This is a genomic window from Micromonospora radicis, assembly GCF_003583405.1.
Lineage (GTDB): Bacteria > Actinomycetota > Actinomycetes > Mycobacteriales > Micromonosporaceae > Micromonospora > Micromonospora radicis.
Window position 1 is genome coordinate 89709 of record NZ_QXEC01000014.1, and the last position, 16535, is coordinate 106243.

General features: G+C 70.9%; 15 protein-coding genes. 3 read left to right on the top strand and 12 right to left on the bottom strand.

The features are described 5' to 3' along the window. Positions 1–21 precede the first annotated feature (21 nt). A complete protein-coding gene (locus tag D2L64_RS16095; RefSeq protein ID WP_119577346.1) occupies positions 22–603 on the top strand; it encodes a helix-turn-helix domain-containing protein in 582 nt (193 codons plus the stop codon). A gap of 452 nt (positions 604–1055) precedes the next feature. Here D2L64_RS16095 and D2L64_RS16100 read toward each other — a convergent pair whose 3' ends face one another. From D2L64_RS16100 to kdd, 6 genes are read right to left on the bottom strand one after another with little or no spacing between them, the layout of a single operon-like run. Next, a complete protein-coding gene (locus D2L64_RS16100; protein ID WP_119577348.1) occupies positions 1056–2387 on the bottom strand; it encodes a glutamate mutase L in 1332 nt (443 codons plus the stop codon). Then, entirely contained in the window at positions 2384–2776 is a 393-nt protein-coding gene (gene kal, locus D2L64_RS16105) for a 3-aminobutyryl-CoA ammonia lyase (protein WP_119577350.1), read from the bottom strand. The genes D2L64_RS16100 and kal overlap by 4 nt, the downstream gene beginning before the upstream one ends. Further along, positions 2776–3531 (bottom strand): lysine 5,6-aminomutase subunit beta, encoded by a 756-nt coding sequence (kamE, locus tag D2L64_RS16110; protein ID WP_119577352.1) that lies wholly within the window; start codon positions 3529–3531, stop codon positions 2776–2778. Before kamE ends, kal begins: the two co-directional genes overlap by 1 nt. Then, positions 3528–5090 (bottom strand): lysine 5,6-aminomutase subunit alpha, encoded by a 1563-nt coding sequence (kamD, locus tag D2L64_RS16115; RefSeq protein WP_119577461.1) that lies wholly within the window; start codon positions 5088–5090, stop codon positions 3528–3530. The genes kamE and kamD overlap by 4 nt, the downstream gene beginning before the upstream one ends. Positions 5091–5131: 41 nt before the next feature. Continuing rightward, positions 5132–6694: an amidohydrolase gene (locus tag D2L64_RS16120; RefSeq protein ID WP_119577354.1), complete on the bottom strand. Its 1563-nt coding sequence runs from the start codon at positions 6692–6694 to the stop codon at positions 5132–5134. Between the two features lie 4 nt (positions 6695–6698). Then, positions 6699–7751 (bottom strand): L-erythro-3,5-diaminohexanoate dehydrogenase, encoded by a 1053-nt coding sequence (kdd, locus tag D2L64_RS16125; protein WP_119577356.1) that lies wholly within the window; start codon positions 7749–7751, stop codon positions 6699–6701. A 139-nt stretch (positions 7752–7890) separates the two neighbouring features. On the opposite strand from kdd, the gene D2L64_RS16130 reads away from it, so the two are divergent. Continuing rightward, positions 7891–9294, top strand: a complete 1404-nt coding sequence (locus D2L64_RS16130; RefSeq protein ID WP_119577358.1) for a KamA family radical SAM protein — start codon at positions 7891–7893, stop codon at positions 9292–9294. Between the two features lie 96 nt (positions 9295–9390). On the opposite strand, the gene D2L64_RS16135 is transcribed toward D2L64_RS16130, so the two are convergent. Next, complete coding sequence (locus D2L64_RS16135; RefSeq protein ID WP_119577360.1) at positions 9391–9585, bottom strand: CsbD family protein; 195 nt, start codon at positions 9583–9585, stop codon at positions 9391–9393. A gap of 176 nt (positions 9586–9761) precedes the next feature. On the opposite strand from D2L64_RS16135, the gene D2L64_RS16140 reads away from it, so the two are divergent. Continuing rightward, complete coding sequence (locus tag D2L64_RS16140; protein ID WP_119577362.1) at positions 9762–10373, top strand: histidine phosphatase family protein; 612 nt, start codon at positions 9762–9764, stop codon at positions 10371–10373. A 72-nt stretch (positions 10374–10445) separates the two neighbouring features. On the opposite strand, the gene D2L64_RS16145 is transcribed toward D2L64_RS16140, so the two are convergent. The 5 genes from D2L64_RS16145 to D2L64_RS16165 form a co-directional block, all read right to left on the bottom strand. Further along, entirely contained in the window at positions 10446–12131 is a 1686-nt protein-coding gene (locus D2L64_RS16145; RefSeq protein WP_119577364.1) for a CDP-glycerol glycerophosphotransferase family protein, read from the bottom strand. Beyond that, positions 12128–13588 carry a polysaccharide pyruvyl transferase family protein gene (locus tag D2L64_RS16150; RefSeq protein ID WP_158603509.1) on the bottom strand — a complete coding sequence of 487 codons (1461 nt, stop codon included), beginning with the start codon at positions 13586–13588 and terminating at the stop codon, positions 12128–12130. Before D2L64_RS16150 ends, D2L64_RS16145 begins: the two co-directional genes overlap by 4 nt. 398 nt (positions 13589–13986) lie before the next feature. Next, positions 13987–14484 carry an Lrp/AsnC family transcriptional regulator gene (locus D2L64_RS16155; RefSeq protein WP_119577368.1) on the bottom strand — a complete coding sequence of 166 codons (498 nt, stop codon included), beginning with the start codon at positions 14482–14484 and terminating at the stop codon, positions 13987–13989. A gap of 144 nt (positions 14485–14628) precedes the next feature. Next, entirely contained in the window at positions 14629–15771 is a 1143-nt protein-coding gene (locus D2L64_RS16160) for an acyl-CoA dehydrogenase family protein (protein ID WP_119577370.1), read from the bottom strand. Continuing rightward, complete coding sequence (locus tag D2L64_RS16165) at positions 15768–16532, bottom strand: M24 family metallopeptidase (protein ID WP_119577372.1); 765 nt, start codon at positions 16530–16532, stop codon at positions 15768–15770. Before D2L64_RS16165 ends, D2L64_RS16160 begins: the two co-directional genes overlap by 4 nt. Positions 16533–16535 lie beyond the last annotated feature (3 nt).

The window sequence follows — 16535 nt, forward strand, 5'->3', positions numbered from 1 at the left end:
ACGGCAAGTATTCTTGCTGTTATGGCAAACGACGAGGGGGCGGTGCTGGCGGCGGTGGGCCCCCGACTACGGGCCCTGCGCAAACAGCGCGGCACCACCCTCAGCGAACTCGCCCACGCCACCGGCATCTCGGTGAGCACCCTGTCCCGGCTGGAATCCGGCCACCGCCGCCCCACCCTGGAACTGCTACTGCCGCTGGCCCGCGCCCACCAGGTGCCGCTGGACGAACTGGTCGGCGCACCCGCTGTCGGCGACCCCCGGGTACGGACCCGCCCGATCGTGCGCCACGGCATGACCTTCCTGCCACTGACCCGCCGACCCGGCGGGCTACAGGCGTTCAAACAGATCCTGCCCCCGCACACCCCACCCGACCCGCGACCAAAGTCCCACGAGGGCTACGAGTGGCTGTACGTGCTCTCCGGCCGGCTACGCCTGCACCTGGGCGAACACGACCTGATCCTCGAACCGGGAGAGGTCGCCGAGTTCGACACCCGGGTGCCGCACTGCGTCACCAACCCCGGCCCGGAACCCACCGAGGTCCTCCACCTGTTCGGCCCGCAGGGCGAACGCCTGCACGTACGGGCCCGCCCCGCCGCCAGCTGACCTCCACCCGGTGACCCGAACGCCACCGCCGGCAGGCCCAGCTCGGGGACCACCACAAGCGAAATCGGGGCGCGGCGGATGCCGCGCCCCGATGCTCCCAGGCCCCTCCCGGCCGGTGCGGCGAGAATGGGGCGCCACGACCTTCGGACCGACCGGACGGCGACTGGCTGTCCCCGTCGGGCCGTTGTCTACTGGCCGTACACCTCACCCTGCCCGTACACCGGTTACCGCGGCCGGTTCGCGCCGCCCCGCCGACCCCCGCCCGCTGGACCTGGCCGCCGCGACGACGTGCACCATGTCGCTCGGCCAGCGGACGAAGGGACGAAGCGAACAACAGCCGCTTCCCGTGGTAGGACTCAAAGACGGTACGTGGCCCACCCCCGGCCTTGTCAACCCACCCCCGACGAGTCGTCGTACCACCTCGGCGTGTCGCACCCGGATCACCGCGCGCGTCAGCGCAGCAGCGTACGCAACAGCGCCCGCGCCGCCCCGGGATGCTCGGCCGCCAGCAGACCCGCCGCGGCCAGCACGTACTCGGCGTCCACCACCGGCCGGGCAGCCCGCGGCAACGCCCACCCACCGGCATGATCGGTCAACACCGCGTCCAGCACCCCCACCGCGTCGTTGTCCCGGGCGTGGCGCAACACCCCACCCGAACCGACCAGCAGCCGCACATCCCGCAGATCCCGCCCGGCCCGCTCTCCGGTACCCACCCCACGGGCATGCCGCCGCAACGCCACCGTCGCCGCCAACGCCGCGATCCGCGCGTCCACCGCCCGCCCCGCCGCATCCGCCGGCAGAAACCCCGGATCCGCGGCCCGCAGCGCCGCCGCGGCCGTCAACCCGTCCACCTCCGCCGGCCCGACCAGCCGCTCCTCGGCCGCCGCCCGCACCACCCCCGGCGCACTCCACCGCATCCCCAGGTCACCCTCGACGGTCCGGGCCCGCCACAACGCACCGGCCACCTCCCGGCCCGGCCCGTCGGCCCGCTCGTCCGGCGTCAGCACCGAGTACACGTCGGTGGTGGCCCCACCCACGTCGACCACCACCAGATCCCCACCGGCCACCTCGGCCAGCGCTTCCACCCCGGTCAGCACCGCGTCCGGCGTCGCCGCCCGCACCAGCCGGGCGAACCGGCCACCCCGCGACAACCCCTTACCGCCGATCACATGACGCAGGAACACCTGCCGGATCGCCGCCCGCGCCGACAACGGCGCCAACACCCCGATGCGGGGCAACACGTTGTCCGCCACCGTCACCGGCACCCCCGCACCCACCAGCAGCGCGTGCAGTTCGGCCCGTACCTCGACGTTGCCGGCCAACACCACCGGCACCCGCCAGCGGGCCCGCGCCAACCGGGTCGCGTTGTGCGTCAACGTCTCGGCGTCACCACCGTCGGTACCCCCCACCAGCAACACCACGTCCGGGCGGGCCGCCCGCAACGCCGACAACCCGACCCGACCGAGCCGACCCGCGGCCACATGCACCACGTCCGCCCCCGCCGACAACCCCACCCGCCGACCCGCCTGCGCCGTCACCAACGGCTCGTAGCCGACCACCGCCAGCCGCAACCCACCCCCGGCCGACGAGCACACGTACCACGGCACGTCGACCACCCCCGGCCCGGACACCACCGCCGCCACCGCCGCGTCCAACCCGTGCAACACATCGGTGCCGACCGTGGTCGGCACCGCCGCCGCCGCGACCAGCCCACCGCCGTCGAGGTCGACCACCGCGACCTTCGTGTACGTCGAACCGACGTCGGCGCAGACCGCGACGCTCACGCCACCGGCGGTACGACCACCGTGCCGGTCGCCGTCACCGCCACCACCGGCTCGGCCAACACCTCGGCCGCCGACTCGCCCCGATCCGGCCGCCCCCGGCACACCACCCGCGCCTCGAAGTCGATGGTGCGGCTACGGGTACCCACCCGCGTCACCGTCGCCACCACCTCCAGCACGTCCCCGGCCCGCATCGGCGCCCGGAACTGCACATCCGAGTACGAGGCGAACAAACCCTCGTCACCATCGGTACGAATGCACACCTCGGTGGCCACGTCACCGAACAACCCCAACGCGTACGCCCCGTCGACCAGGTCGCCCGCGTAGTGGGCATGCGAGTACGGCACGTACCGCCGATGCGTCACGGTCAACCCGACCCGGGAATCAGTCATCACTTCGCCCTCTTGTTCATGATCAACGCATGGACCAGGTAACTGGCCACCTCACCCGGCGTGGTACCCCGACCGAAGATCCGATCCACCCCCAACTCGGCGGTCATCGTCTCGTCGAACCGCGGCCCACCCACGATCAGCAGCGGCCGCCTCCCCGCCGGCATCGCCTCCCGGAACGCCGCCGACATCTCCCGCGTGTTGTGCAGATGCGCATCCCGCTGCGTCACCACCTGCGACACCAACACCGCATCGGCCCGCTCCACCCGAGCCGCCTCCACCAACTCCGGCACACTCACCTGCGCCCCCAGATTGGTGACCTTCAACTCCCGGTAGTACTCCAGGCCCTTCTCCCCCGCGATGCCCTTGACGTTGAGGATCGCGTCGATGCCCACCGTGTGCGCGTCCGTGCCGATACACGCCCCCACCACCGACAACTTGCGCCGCAACCGCTGCTTCACCACCGCGTTGACCTCCTTGGCACCCAGCAGCGGAAAGTCCCGCTCCACCACCTGCACCGCCGCCAGGTCCACCAGATGGTTCACCCGCCCGTACACCACGAAGAAGGTGAACCCGTCACCCATCTGCTTCGCGTGCACCAGCATCGCCGGATCCATGCCCATCTTGTTCGCCAACTGGACCGCCGCACCCTCGGCACGCTTGTCATGCGGCACCGGCAACGTGAACGACATCTGCACCATGCCGTCACCCGTCGTGTCCCCGTACGGCCGCACGACCTTCTTCTCCGGCGCGCTCACCGGCCGACCCCTTCCAGGATCTCCGTCGCCGGGTTGTAGTAGTCGCCCTCGTGCCGCGCCACCCCGTCCAGGCCCTTACCCCGATCCGCAGGCCGCTTCATGATCCCGAACGTGCCCTCGGCGATCGCCGACAACAACGACTGCTCACCGATGCGCTCCAACAACTCCACCGCCGCACCGAGCACCCCATTCGCCCGCTGCTGGATGAACCCACCCGGCGCCGGCACGAAGTCCTCGTGCAACCCACCCGCCGCACCCAACACGTACCGCACGTTCTGCAAAGCGATGTCCCGATCCGACAACCACGGCGTCACCACCGCCTCGGTCATCATCCCCACCAGCAGAATCCCCTGCCCGGTCATCGCACCGACCAGATTGAAGAACCCGTCGAGCAGATTGCCCCGGAACACGTCACCGGTCATGTGCTTCGTCGGCGGCATCCACTTCAACGGCGCATCCGGAAACAACTCCCGCGCCAACAACGCGTGCGCCAACTCCAACCGCAACGACTCCGGCACATCCGGACTGATCTCGAACGCGTGCCCCAACCCCAACTGCCAGTCCGCCAACCCCGCCTCATGCGCGAAGTACTCGTTCAGCAACTGCGACACCGTCACCGTGTGCGCCTCGTCCACCGCATCCGCGGTGGTCAGATAGTTGTCCTCACCGGTGTTGATGATGATCCCCGCCCGCGCGTGCACCTGCCGCGAGAACCGCTGGTCCACGAACGTACGCACCGGATTGATGTCCCGGAACAGAATCCCGTACATCGAATCGTTGAGCATCATGTCCAGCCGCTCAAGACCCGCCAGGGTCGCCATCTCCGGCATACACAGACCCGAGGCGTAGTTCGTCAACCGCACATAACGGCCCAACTCCTTCGACGAGGAGTCCAACGCCGCCCGCATCAACCGAAAGTTCTCCTGCGTCGCGTACGTACCCGCGAACCCCTCCCGAGTCGCCCCCTCCGGCACATAGTCCAACAACGACTGCCCCGTCGACCGGATCACCGCGATCACATCCGCACCGGCCCGCGCCGCCGCCTGCGCCTGCGGAATGTCCTCGTAGATATCCCCCGTCGCCACGATCAGATAGATCCACGGCCGCCGCGCCGGATCCCCGTACCGCCGCACCAACCGGTCCCGCTCCGCACGCCGCCGGTCGATCTGCCGCACCCCCACGCCCACCGCCCGCCGCGCCGCCCGCCGCGCCACCGTCGCCGCCCGCCCCGACGGCACCACGAACCGCACCGAACCCGCCGCCGCCTTCTGCGCCAACAACGTGACGTCCGAGACACCCTCCCGGACCAGCGCGTCGAACACCGGCACCGCCACCCCGTGGCCCAACCCGACATCCGCCACCACCGCGTCGACCAACCGGTTCACCCACGGAATGCCATCCGGATCAGCACCAGCCACCCCGGCCAGCCGCAACACCGCCCGCTCCACCGACACCGTCGTATGGCTACGCGCCAACTCCACCACCGGCCGACCAGCCCGCCGCGCCAACTCCCGCGCCCGCGCCACCAACACCGGATCCAGGTCAAGCTTCCCCGTCACCACGGACCAGCCCACCACAGCGTCGACGCCTCGCCCACGACCTACCCCTCCTCGAAGATCACATCACCACGCAGCACCGTGGCCCGGCACACCGGCAACGGCGTCGGATCCGCCGCACCCCGCAACTCCGGATCCTCGGCCTGCAACACCGGCAAACCACGCTCCACCCCCACCGGCGTCGACCACACCGCGAACGTCGCCGGCGCACCCAACGCCAACACCCCCTCGCTGTCCAGGTGCACCGCCCGCCAACCACCCCGGGTATGCGCCGCGAACGCCGCCCGCTCACTCATCCGCTGCACCGGGTTGTGATGCGCCGCCGCCGCCCGCACCGAACCCCACGGATCCAACGGCGTCACCGGCGAATCGGAACCGAACGCCAACGCCACCCCCACCGCGTGCATCGCCCCCATCGGATTCGACGCCAACGACCGCGCCAACCCCAACCGCGCCTCATACATCCGACCCGCGCCACCCCACAACCGGTCGAACGCCGGCTGCATCGACGCCACCACCCCGAACTCCACGAACCCGGCGATCAACCGCCGATCCATGATCTCCGCGTGCTCCACCCGATGCCGCGCCGCCCGCACCCGATCCGTACCCAACCGCTGCGCCGCCGCCGCGAACCCCGCCAACACCGTCGAGATCGCCGCGTCACCGATCGCGTGGAACCCGCCCTGCATCCCGTGCGCCGCACAGTCCAACAGATGATCACGCACCTGCTCGACACTCAGATACCCGTGACCACACCCGTCACCATCGACGTACGGAGCCGACACATGCGCCGTACGCGACCCCAACGCCCCGTCCGCGAACAGATCACCACCGGCCCCCACCGCACCCAACTCCCGGGCCCGGGCCGCACCACCCAACTCACCCCAGTACCCGTACACCTCCGGCAACCCGGCACCGGAGATCGACAACAGCCCGGTGAAGTCCACCTCGTCGGAGATCTCCGGCCCACCACACTCGTGCACCGCGGCGATACCCAACGACGCCGCATGCGCCAACGCCACCCGCTGCGCCGCCACCCGCTGCGCCCGCGACACCGAACCACGCGCCACCGCCCGCACCACATGGTGCGCGTCCCGCCGCAACCACCCCGACCCGTCGTACCCCGGCGCATCCACCACCTCCGGACACGCCGCCAACAACGCCGACGACACCAACGCCGAATGAATCGACGCCTGCGACAGATACACCCGCCGCCCACCGGCCGCCCGAGCCAACTCCGCCGCCACCGGCGGCCGCGGCACCGGCCACGTCGACTCGTCCCACCCGTGCCCCAACACCACCGCGTCCACCGGCAACCCCGCCGCGAACACCGACACCGCGTCCAACAACTCCCCGGCCGACCGCACCCCGGACAGGTCCAGCCCCGACAACGCCAACCCGGTGTCACTGACATGCACATGCGCGTCCACGAACGCCGGCGTCACCAACGCACCAGCCAGATCCACCACCCGGTCAGCCACCGGCGCATCCGCGTCCGCACCCAACCAGGCAATCCGCCCATCCCGCACCAGCAGCGCCGTCGCGGACGGATCAGCCGGACAATGCAACACACCGGCGCGGTACAACGTCGAGGGGTTCTTCGTCATGGCCTCAGTCTGCCGCCAACCGCGCCTCGAAGAGCCCGCGCACCCCCGGCTCGCCCCGCAGCAACCCCAACGCCAACTCCGCGTGCCCCGGCACGAACCCGTTACCGACCAGCATCGTCACGTCCGCCGCCAGACCCTCGGCACCCAACGCCGCCGCCGCGAAGCTCGTCGCCATCGAGAAGAAGATCACCGTGCCGCCGTCCGCGGTCGCCAACACCGCACCGTGCTCACAACCCGGCACGTCCACGCAGACCACCGTCACGTCCGCCGGCACCCCCAACGCCGACGTCACCGCCGCCGACAACCCCACCGGATCCCGGGCATCGGCCAACACCACCTCGTCCGCCAACCCCGCCGCCACCAGCGCCTCCCGCTCGCCGGCCACCGGCACCACACCGACCGTACGACCCGCACCCGCCCGCCGTGCCGCCGCCAACGACAGCGAGCCACTCTTGCCCGCGCCGCCGACCACCGCCACCGTCACCGGCGCGGCCTCCGAGCGCTGCGCCACGTACCGCGACACCACCCGCGCCGTCAGCGCCGGCGCACCGCACACGTCCAGCACCGCCAGCGACAACTGCGGGTCCAGGTCCGCCGGCAGCACCGCCGCGATCGACCGGGCGAACAGGATTGCCCACCCGTCACACGGCACCTGCTCACTGCGCCCGTCCCACCGCGCCAGCCCGTCGGTCACCACCAGCGGGGTCAGCGTCAACGACACCAGCGTGGCCACCCGGTCGCCGGGCGCGAACCCCAGCGGAGAGCGCCGGCCAACCTCCGCCACGGTGCCGATCAGCATGCCGCCCGACCCGGTCACCGGGTTCTGCATCTTGCCCCGGGTCGAGATGATCTCCAACACCTCGGCGCGGACCGCGTCGCCGTCACCGGCGTGCTTCTCCCACAACTGGCGGAAACTCGCCGCGTCCAGGTTCAGCCGCTCCACCCGGATCCGCACCTCGTTCGGCGCGATCTCCGGCCGCGGGTCCAGCCGCCAGGCCGCCTGCGGCAGCACTCCCGCCGGTTCCACGACACGGTGCAGACCCACCGGTGACGTCACGCCGACCTCCCCTGTCCAGCCGCCTGAACCTCGGGCTGAGGCTCGCGTAGCGGGAAAACTTACGGCAGACTAATTTCTTCACCGGATAATTTCCAGTAGCCTTGCGATCCGCTGACCACCGACAACCACAGGAGGGGCCGTGACCCAGACCCACCCGCCGGTGCAGACCGAACCGGCGACCCCGCCGGCCCCCACCAGCACCACCGGCCAGCCCTACGAATACCGCCGCAACCCACTCGTCGAACCCGACTGGACCCGCTTCCCCGGCTGGCGCCACGTCACCCGCGACCAGTGGGAGAACGCGCAGTGGCAGCGCGTCAACTGCGTCAAGAACGTCAAGCAGCTCCGCGCCGTACTCGGCGACACCGTCGACGAGACCTTCTACACCGACCTGGAAGCCGACCAACGCGCCCTGGCGACCATGTCCATGCTGGTACCACCCCAGATGATCAACACGATGGTGCCGTTCGCCCCGCTCACCACCGAGGCACTGCTCGCCGACCCGATCCGGCGCTACATGATCCCGGTCGCCTCCGACCGCCGCACCGACTGGCCCTCGCACCCCTACGCCAGCCGCGACTCGCTGCACGAACACGACATGTGGGTCGCCGAGGGCCTCACCCACCGCTACCCCACCAAGGTCCTCGCCGAACTGCTCTCCACCTGCCCGCAGTACTGCGGGCACTGCACCCGGATGGACCTGGTCGGCAACTCCACCCCCGCCGTCGACAAGCTCAAGCTCACCCTCAAGCCCGTCGACCGGTACGACGCCCACATCAGCTACCTCAAGGCCCACCCCGGAGTCCGCGACGTCGTGGTCTCCGGCGGCGACGTGGCCAACGTGCCCTGGCGCAACCTCGAGTCGTACCTGATGCGGCTACTCGAGATCGAGACCATCCGCGACATCCGACTCGCCACCAAGGCACTGATGGGCCTGCCCCAGCACTGGCTCCAGCCCGACGTCGTCGAGGGCCTGGAACGGGTCGCCCGCACCGCCGCCCGCCGCGGCGTCAACCTGGCCATCCACACCCACGTCAACCACGCCCAGTCGCTCACCCCGCTGGTCGCCCGCGCCGCCCAGACCGCGCTCGACGTCGGCGTCCGGGACGTACGCAACCAGGGCGTCCTGATGCGTGGCGTGAACGCCACCAGCGAAGACCTGCTCGACCTCTGCTTCGGACTTCAGGGCGAAGCCGGCATCCTGCCGTACTACTTCTACATGTGCGACATGATCCCCAACGCCGAACACTGGCGGGTCCCGGTCTGGCACGCCCAGCAACTGCAGCACGACATCATGGGCTACCTGCCCGGGTACGCCACCCCGCGGATCGTCTGCGACGTACCGTTCGTCGGCAAACGCTGGGTGCACATGGTCACCGACTACGACCGTGACCGCGGCATCTCGTACTGGACCAAGAACTACCGCACCTCCATCGAGTCCGCCGACCTGGCCGCGCTCAGCAAGCGCTACGCCTACTACGACCCGATCGACACCCTGCCCGAGGTCGGCCGGCAGTGGTGGCGGACCCACCGCGACGACTGACCCAGCACGGACGGCGGCTCATCGGCCGCCGTCCACCAGGCCGACACGCGAGGGCGGGCCGCCGGTATCCGGCGGCCCGCCCTCGTCGCGCTGAGGTCACCGAGTGAACGCGTCCTTGGCGTTGCGCCCGGCGTCCTTGACGTTCTCACCGGCCTGCCGCGCGCGGGCCTCGCTCTGGTCGTTGGCGCCCTCGGCGCGCATGCGCTCGTTGTCGGTCATGTCGCCGATGCGCTCCTTGGCGGCGCCGCTCAGTTCCTCGACCTTGTTCTTCGCCTTGTCGGTGAAGCTCATGTCGCCTCCTCTGCTCCGCCGTTGGGGTCGTGCCCCTGTCGCTGTGGTGTTCCCCGTCGGCCCGGGGGGAAACCCGGGGCGGGTCACATCGCGTAGTGCATCCTAGGAAGCTAGGTGAAGTCCTCGAACGGTCGGCTCGACACCCACCGGCGTCTCGAGTGGGGTTGACTGGACGGATGGGACAGGGACAGATCATGCTGATCCGGCACGGCGCCACCACCTGGAGCATCAGCCGCCGGCACACGTCGTACACCGATCTGGAGCTCACCCCCGACGGCGAACTACAGGCCCGGGCACTCGGCCCGGCCCTGGCCGACCAGCGGTTCGTCGGCGTGCTGACCAGTCCCCGCCTCCGGGCCCTGCGCACCGCGCAGCTGGCCGGTCTGACCGTCACCGACACCGACGAGGACCTGGCCGAGTGGAACTACGGCGAGTACGAGGGCCGGACCACCGCGGAGATCCAACACGACCGCCCGCACTGGAACGTCTGGACCGACGGCTGCCCCGGCGGCGAGTCGCCCAGCGAGGTCGGCGAGCGCGTCGACCGGCTACTCACCAGACTGCACCCCCTGCTGGACCGCGGGTCGGTCGCCCTGGTCGGGCACGCCCACTCGCTGCGGGTACTCGGTGCCCGGTGGATCGGACTCCCGCCGTCCGCGGGTGGGCTGCTGCGTCTGGACACCGCCACGCTCAGCCTGCTCGGCCACGAACACGGCCGGCGGGTCGTCCTGCGCTGGAACCACTCCCCCGCCCCGTCGGCCGAAGCCACGTCGACCGCCCGGCACTGACCCACAAACAGTCGACCGGCTCCGGTCCACCTGCGATGGTGGACCGGAGCCGGTCGACTGTGGACTCTCAGGTCAGAGGTGACGGCCCGCCTCGTCGAGGAAGTGCTGGGCGTACCCCTCCGCCGGGATGTCCCCGAGGTAGTACTTCTTCAGATCCTGCCGGGTGCTGGCCAGCGGGTCGCTGCCGAGCAGATCGTCCAGGACCGGATCGAGACCCCGCACCCGGCCGCCGTACGCGTCGATCACGTACGCCGCCCGCGCCAGCGGGAACGCGTCCGTGAACCGGTCCGCCGGCGTGGAGACGGCCACCATCGCGAACGGCTTCTCCGAGTACAGGTAGTCGGCCACCACACTGGACACGTCCGACACCATCACGTCCGAGGCGTTGAAGCAGTCCACCACGGACATCTTCGTCTCGGCCTCGGCACCGAACACGTGCGGCCGACCGTTGGCCCGACGGTCCTCGGCCAGCAGGGTCTTGATCCGCTCCGACTCGGCGGTCAGCGCCGCCGACCGTCCGGTGTAGGGGTGCGGCCGGAACACGATGCTGCAACCCCGCGCCACCAGCGCCTTGACGATCTCGAAGCCGACGAGCAGCGACGAGTAGTTGGAGTCGGCGTAGAAGCCGGCCCAGGTCGGGGCGTACAGCACCCGCGGATTGGCGATCGAGGCGATCGGCTGGGCGGCGATGGCGACGTTCTCCACCTGCGGCCGTCCGACGATGGCGAACATCTCCGCCGGCATGCTGACGCCGTTGGCCGCGAACCGGTCGATCGCCGCCTGACCGGCGACGAAGTTCTTGTCGTACATCCGGAAGACCGGGTTGTGACTCGGCACCTTGTCGCTGTCACCGTGGTTGAGCTGGATGTGCGTCAGGTGCGCGTACCGGACCATGTGGTTGTTCTTCGTCGCGGTGTTGACGTAGAACGCCGCCCGCAGCGACGGCACGATGACGTCGTCGAGCTGACCCAGCCCCGAGCGCAGCACCACCGGCGCCGTGGTCAGGCGCAACACCTCGTTGAAGTTGGCCTCGGTGCGCACCAGCACGAAGTACTTCTTGCCGAGACGGTCCAGGTAGGGCAGCCACATGCCCACCTGGTACGCGGTGCCGGCCGGTGCGTCCCAGTGCAGCAGGAAGGCCGGCTCGTACGCGGTCAGCGCGGCGTTCAACCGGGTCTCGCTGGCGTGCCGGGCCCGTACCCGGGTCGTCGCCTGCCAGCCGGTGAACACCACCAACGCCAGCGCCGCGACCGAGACCACCAGGGAAACCACCCCCAGGGTGCCGACGAAGGCGAACCCGAGGGCGACCACCACCGCGACGCCGTTGACCAGCACTGCGCGGCTGGTGTTGGGGCGCAGGTTCGGACGCAGGCCGCTGCCGCGCAGGTTCGCCGAGACCGGGTAGACCGACCGAGAAACCGCCGACACCGCCGGCTCGGCGAGAATCGCCAGGGCCGCCACGCCGACGCCCAGCGCCAGGCCGAAGCCGAGGCCGCCGTGCACCGCGGCCAGCACGTAGGCGCTGGCGAGCAGGAGCAGGCGGGTCACCACCGTCGCCCCGGACGGGGCCGAACCGCCACTGAACGCGTTGCGCCACACCCAGCCGAGCAGGCCGACCGCGACCAGGGCCGGTGCCAGCGCCCAGAACGGTGAGCCGGCCACCGCCGCGAGCAGCAGGGCGGTCAGCGCCGCCAGCTCGGCGGCCAGGGTCGGCAGGCGACCCGCCAGCCACCCGCGAAGCCCGGACTTGGGCGTCACCGTCGGACCCCCGGCGTGCCCGAGCCGTTCATCCGCAGCACCCGGCTGACCCGGCCGCGCCAGCTCGCCAGGAAGTTCTGCTGCACCTTCAACTCCTTCTCCAACTGGGTTACCCGCTCCTCAAGTGACGCCTGCTGTCCGCGGGGCTCGCGGAAGGGTGGTTCGAAGTCGTAGGCCGGACGGGCCAGGTCACCCTCGTGTCCCTGCCGCAGCCAGCGCAACCGCGACATGACCTGGCGGCGACCGACGGTGTCCGAGGCCATCAGCGTGTGCACCGGACCGGGGAACTTGGCGGCGGCGAGCGCCTGGTCGTACGCGGGGTTCTCCTTGCCCGGCTGGAACACGTGCTCGAGGTCGTTGTGCTCGAGGAAACGCAGGTACGTCTCGAAGGTCGGCGCCTGCCGGGGCGCGAAGGTGTCGAAGTCGGCCTCCTGGTACAGCTGCTGCGCGTCGACGTCCGGCGGCAGGTCGGCGTAGAGCCGGTACGGGATGCCGTGGTACTCGGCCAGCTCGACGGTCCGGGAGTCGTGCGCCAGCACCACCGCCGGCGTACCGGCCAGCACGGCGGCCACGTTGCCGTGGATCCGGGTACCGAAGGCGAAGTGCTGCTCGGCCATGAACTCGACCCACGTCGAGGCGTCCACGAAGAACCGCATCCGGTCGTTCTCGTAGAGCGGGTGCTCGGTGTGGATCGGCATCCGCTTGTTGCCGACCTTGGCCGGGTTCTCGCCCCAGAGCATCAGCGCCAGCCGGTGGTGCTGCTGCGGCACGATCACGCTGTTGGGGTAGCGGTTCGTGTTCGCCTCGACCAGCCGGTCGACGCCCTTGACCTTCGGCGTGTACGAGATCGCCAGCGGGCTGTCCGGGGTCAGGTAGTTGACCTTGCGGACCAGCGGGCCCAACGGCCCGTTGCCGAACATCGACGGGCAGCCGATCACGCGTACGTGCTCGTCGCCGAAGCCCAGGTACTTGAGCATCCGCGCGGTGTACTCGCCGCGCACGCCGATCGAGGCGGACCGGTCCAACACGGCACGGGTGAACCGGGTGACGATCCGCTTGTACTCGTCGGGCAGCGAGTCGAACTCGGTGCCGTACGGCAGCTGCGCGCCGATGCCGACCACGGTGACCGGGATCGTCAGCTTCTCGATGACCTTGGCGAGCCGCTCCAGGTGGGGCAGGAAGGTGTCCCGGTAGGAGTTCGCCATCGGCAGGACGAACCGGTCGAACTCCTCGTTCGTCCGGTCGACGTATCGGCCCAGGTGGACCGGGCGCTCGTGCACGTACGAGTTGGCGACCAACTCGGCGTCGGGCACGCTCAGCACCCGGAACACGGCGCTGTAGAAGAGCATGTTGCCGGAGTTCGACCCGAACACGCCCAACCGTGAGGTGGCGAGGCTCTGCTCGTGGGAGAGGACTGTTGTCGGGTGTTTGCCGGCGCGTACGAGGATGCGAGTCATGACCGGACTCCGGACACCGAGTGGTTGAAGGGCGACCGCATCGGTCGGTACATCTCGTCCTCCCCTTGAAGACACGCCGATCGACCCGGGCGCCGAGGCACCGCCGCGGAACACCGGCATCGGCCGGTGTCGCTCATGATCGGGTCTCACTTCCGCAGAATCAGGGATGGATCCTAGCCCCGCCTGGTGTCGGTGGACCCCACCGGGGGGTCGCGTTTCTCGATCTTCTCGACCGGTTTGCGGCGTTCTGTCGGCCCATCCGGGGTTCACCGGCAACCGCACCGACGTTCACCGGCGGCCCACCCGGCGGCCGCCCGAGGTTCACCGGCGGCGGAGCCCGCGCGCCTCGCGCGACGCGCCGGGTCCGGCTCCCCGCGGCCGTGCGGGCACGGCCGCGGTCACGGGGTGGTCGGCTCCGGCGGCGCACCCCGCAGCCGGTGCTGGTACGCCGGCTCCGCGATCTTCGGCGGACGGTGTTCGTAGGGGGTGGAGAGCACGACCGTGGTCCGGGTGGTGACGTTGGCCGAGATCCGGATCTCCTGCAGGACGCGCTCCAGGTCGGCCGGGCCGGCCACCCGCACGAGCAGCAGGTAGAAGTCCTCGCCCGCCACCGAGTAGCACGAGTCGATCTCGGGCAGGTGGGCGAGCCGCTCCGGCGCGTCGTCCGGCTGCGAGGGGTCGAAGGGCCGGATCGCCACGAACGCGGTCAACGGCAGGTCGAGCGCCTCGAAGGAGACCCGCGCGGCATAGCCCTTGATCACGCCGCGTTGCTCCAGCCGGCGCACCCGCTGGTGCACCGCCGAGACCGACAGGCCCACCCGCTCGGCGAGGTCCGTGTACGACAGCCGGCCGTCCGCGGTCAGCGCGGCGACGATGGCCTGATCGATCTCCTCCACGGCGTGAAACCTACCCGCAAAGCCCGCCCGACGCGACGACCGGGCCCGCCCCGCGTCGCGCTCGGCGAGCCCGGTCGTCACCCAGGGTCACCGCCCGGGGTCTCAGTCCACCGCGGCCGTCCAGGGGTCGCGGCCGTCCAGGAGTCACTGCCGGGCGAGGGCCCGGGAGATGACCAGGCGCTGGATCTGGTTGGTGCCCTCGACGATCTGTAGCACCTTCGCCTCCCGCATGTACCGCTCCACCGGGTGGTCGGCGACGTAGCCGGCGCCGCCGAGCACCTGCACCGCGTCGGTGGTGACCCGCATCGCGACGTCGGTGGCGAACAGCTTCGCCTTGGCCGCCTCGATCGAGTACGGGCGGCCGGCGTCGCGCAGCCGGGCGGCAGCCAGCGTCAACGCCCGGGCGGCGGAGATCTGGGTGGCCAGGTCGGCCAGGGTGAACCCGAGTCCCTGGAAGTCGATGATGGCGCGGCCGAACTGCTGGCGCTGCCGGGCGTAGTCGACCGCGTAGTCCAGGGCGGCCTGGGCCAGGCCCACCGCACAGGCGGCGATGCCGAGCCGGCCGGAGTCCAGCGCGGACATCGCGATGGTGAAGCCGACGCCCTCGCCGCCGACGAGCCGCTCGGCCGGTACCCGGGCGTCGTCGAGGACCAGCTGCGCCACCGGCGAGGAGCGCAGGCCCATGGTGCGTTCCGCGACCTGCGGGTGGATACCCGCGGTGGCCCGGTCGGCGAGCAGGCAGGAGATGCCCCGCGGGCCGGGGCCGCCGGTACGGCAGAAGATGTTGTAGAAGTCGGCCACCTGGGCGTGGGTGATCCACGCCTTGGTGCCGGTCACCAGGTAGTCGTCGCCGTCGCGGACGGCCCTGGTGGTCAGCGCGGCGGCGTCCGAGCCACCCTGCGGTTCGGAGAGGCAGTACGCGCCGAGCAGCTCGCCACCGATCATGTCGGGCAGCAGCTTGCGTTGCTCCTCGGTGCCGAACGCGGCGACCGGGAAACAGGACAGGGTGTGTACGGAGACCGCCTCGGCGACGGCCAGCCACCGGCCGGCCAGGATCTCCAGCACCTGGAGGTAGACCTCGTACGGTTGGGCGGCGCCGCCGTACTGCTCCGGATAGGGCAGGCCGAGCAGGCCGGCCCGGCCCAGGGTGCGCAGCACCTCCCGGGGGAACTCGGCGCGGGACTCGTACTCGTCGACCTTCGGGGCGAGTTCCCGGTCGGCGATCTCGGTGGCCAGCTCCAGCAAGTCGTGGGCCTCGTCGGTGGGCAGGATCCGGTCGACAGTCATAGCGCGATGAGCTCCGTGGGGGTGGTGTTGAGCCGTCTTACGCCGTCCGTCGTGCAGACGACGATGTCCTCGATCCGGGCGCCGTGCCGCCCGGCCAGGTAGATGCCCGGTTCGACCGAGAAGGCCATGCCGGCCGCCAGCGGACGGTCGTTGCCCGCCACCACGTACGGCTCCTCGTGGCCGTCCAGGCCGATGCGGATCGCGGCGGCGACGTCGGCGGCCACCTCGACCTCGGTACGCCCGGGCCGCAGCCACTCGCCCATCCGGGCGTGTACGGCGTCGATCGCCGCACCGGCCTCGGCGAGTGCGGCGATCTCCGCGGCGGACTTGTGGATCCGCAGTTCCCGCAGCACCTCGGAGGCGAGCCGCTGCCGGGCGCCGGGCACCGCGGTACGCAGCGCGAGGACCTGCTCGGCCCACATCCGGTCGGCCAGCCCCACGGTGGCGACCGGCCCGCCGAGCGCGGCGGCCACCAGCGGGTACGGGTCGGTGCCGTCGGCGTGGTCGACCACGCGTACGCCGGTGGCCGGTGCCGGGGACGCCTCGGCCGCCGGTCGTTCCAGGGTCGGCACGATCAGGGTCGGCTCGCCCTCGGCGGGCAGCACCAGCAGGGTCAACCGCTCACCGGCGTGCGCGTCGTAGCCGGTCAGGTAGCGCAGGTCGGAGCCGGGGCTGAGCAGCAGGGCGTCCAGGCCGGCGGCGGCGGTCGCGCGTTGCGCGGCGGCCAGCCGCCGGGGCGGATACAGCTCGTCGGTTCCCACCCC

Coding starts and splice junctions, on each gene's coding strand:
- D2L64_RS16095 (WP_119577346.1), top strand. CDS start 22: ATGGCAAACGACGAGGGGGCGGTGCTGGCGGCGGTGGGCCCCCGACTA.
- kal (WP_119577350.1), bottom strand. CDS start 2,776: ATGACTGATTCCCGGGTCGGGTTGACCGTGACGCATCGGCGGTACGTG.
- D2L64_RS16120 (WP_119577354.1), bottom strand. CDS start 6,694: ATGACGAAGAACCCCTCGACGTTGTACCGCGCCGGTGTGTTGCATTGT.
- D2L64_RS16135 (WP_119577360.1), bottom strand. CDS start 9,585: ATGAGCTTCACCGACAAGGCGAAGAACAAGGTCGAGGAACTGAGCGGC.
- D2L64_RS16140 (WP_119577362.1), top strand. CDS start 9,762: ATGGGACAGGGACAGATCATGCTGATCCGGCACGGCGCCACCACCTGG.
- D2L64_RS16150 (WP_158603509.1), bottom strand. CDS start 13,588: ATGACTCGCATCCTCGTACGCGCCGGCAAACACCCGACAACAGTCCTC.
- D2L64_RS16160 (WP_119577370.1), bottom strand. CDS start 15,771: ATGACTGTCGACCGGATCCTGCCCACCGACGAGGCCCACGACTTGCTG.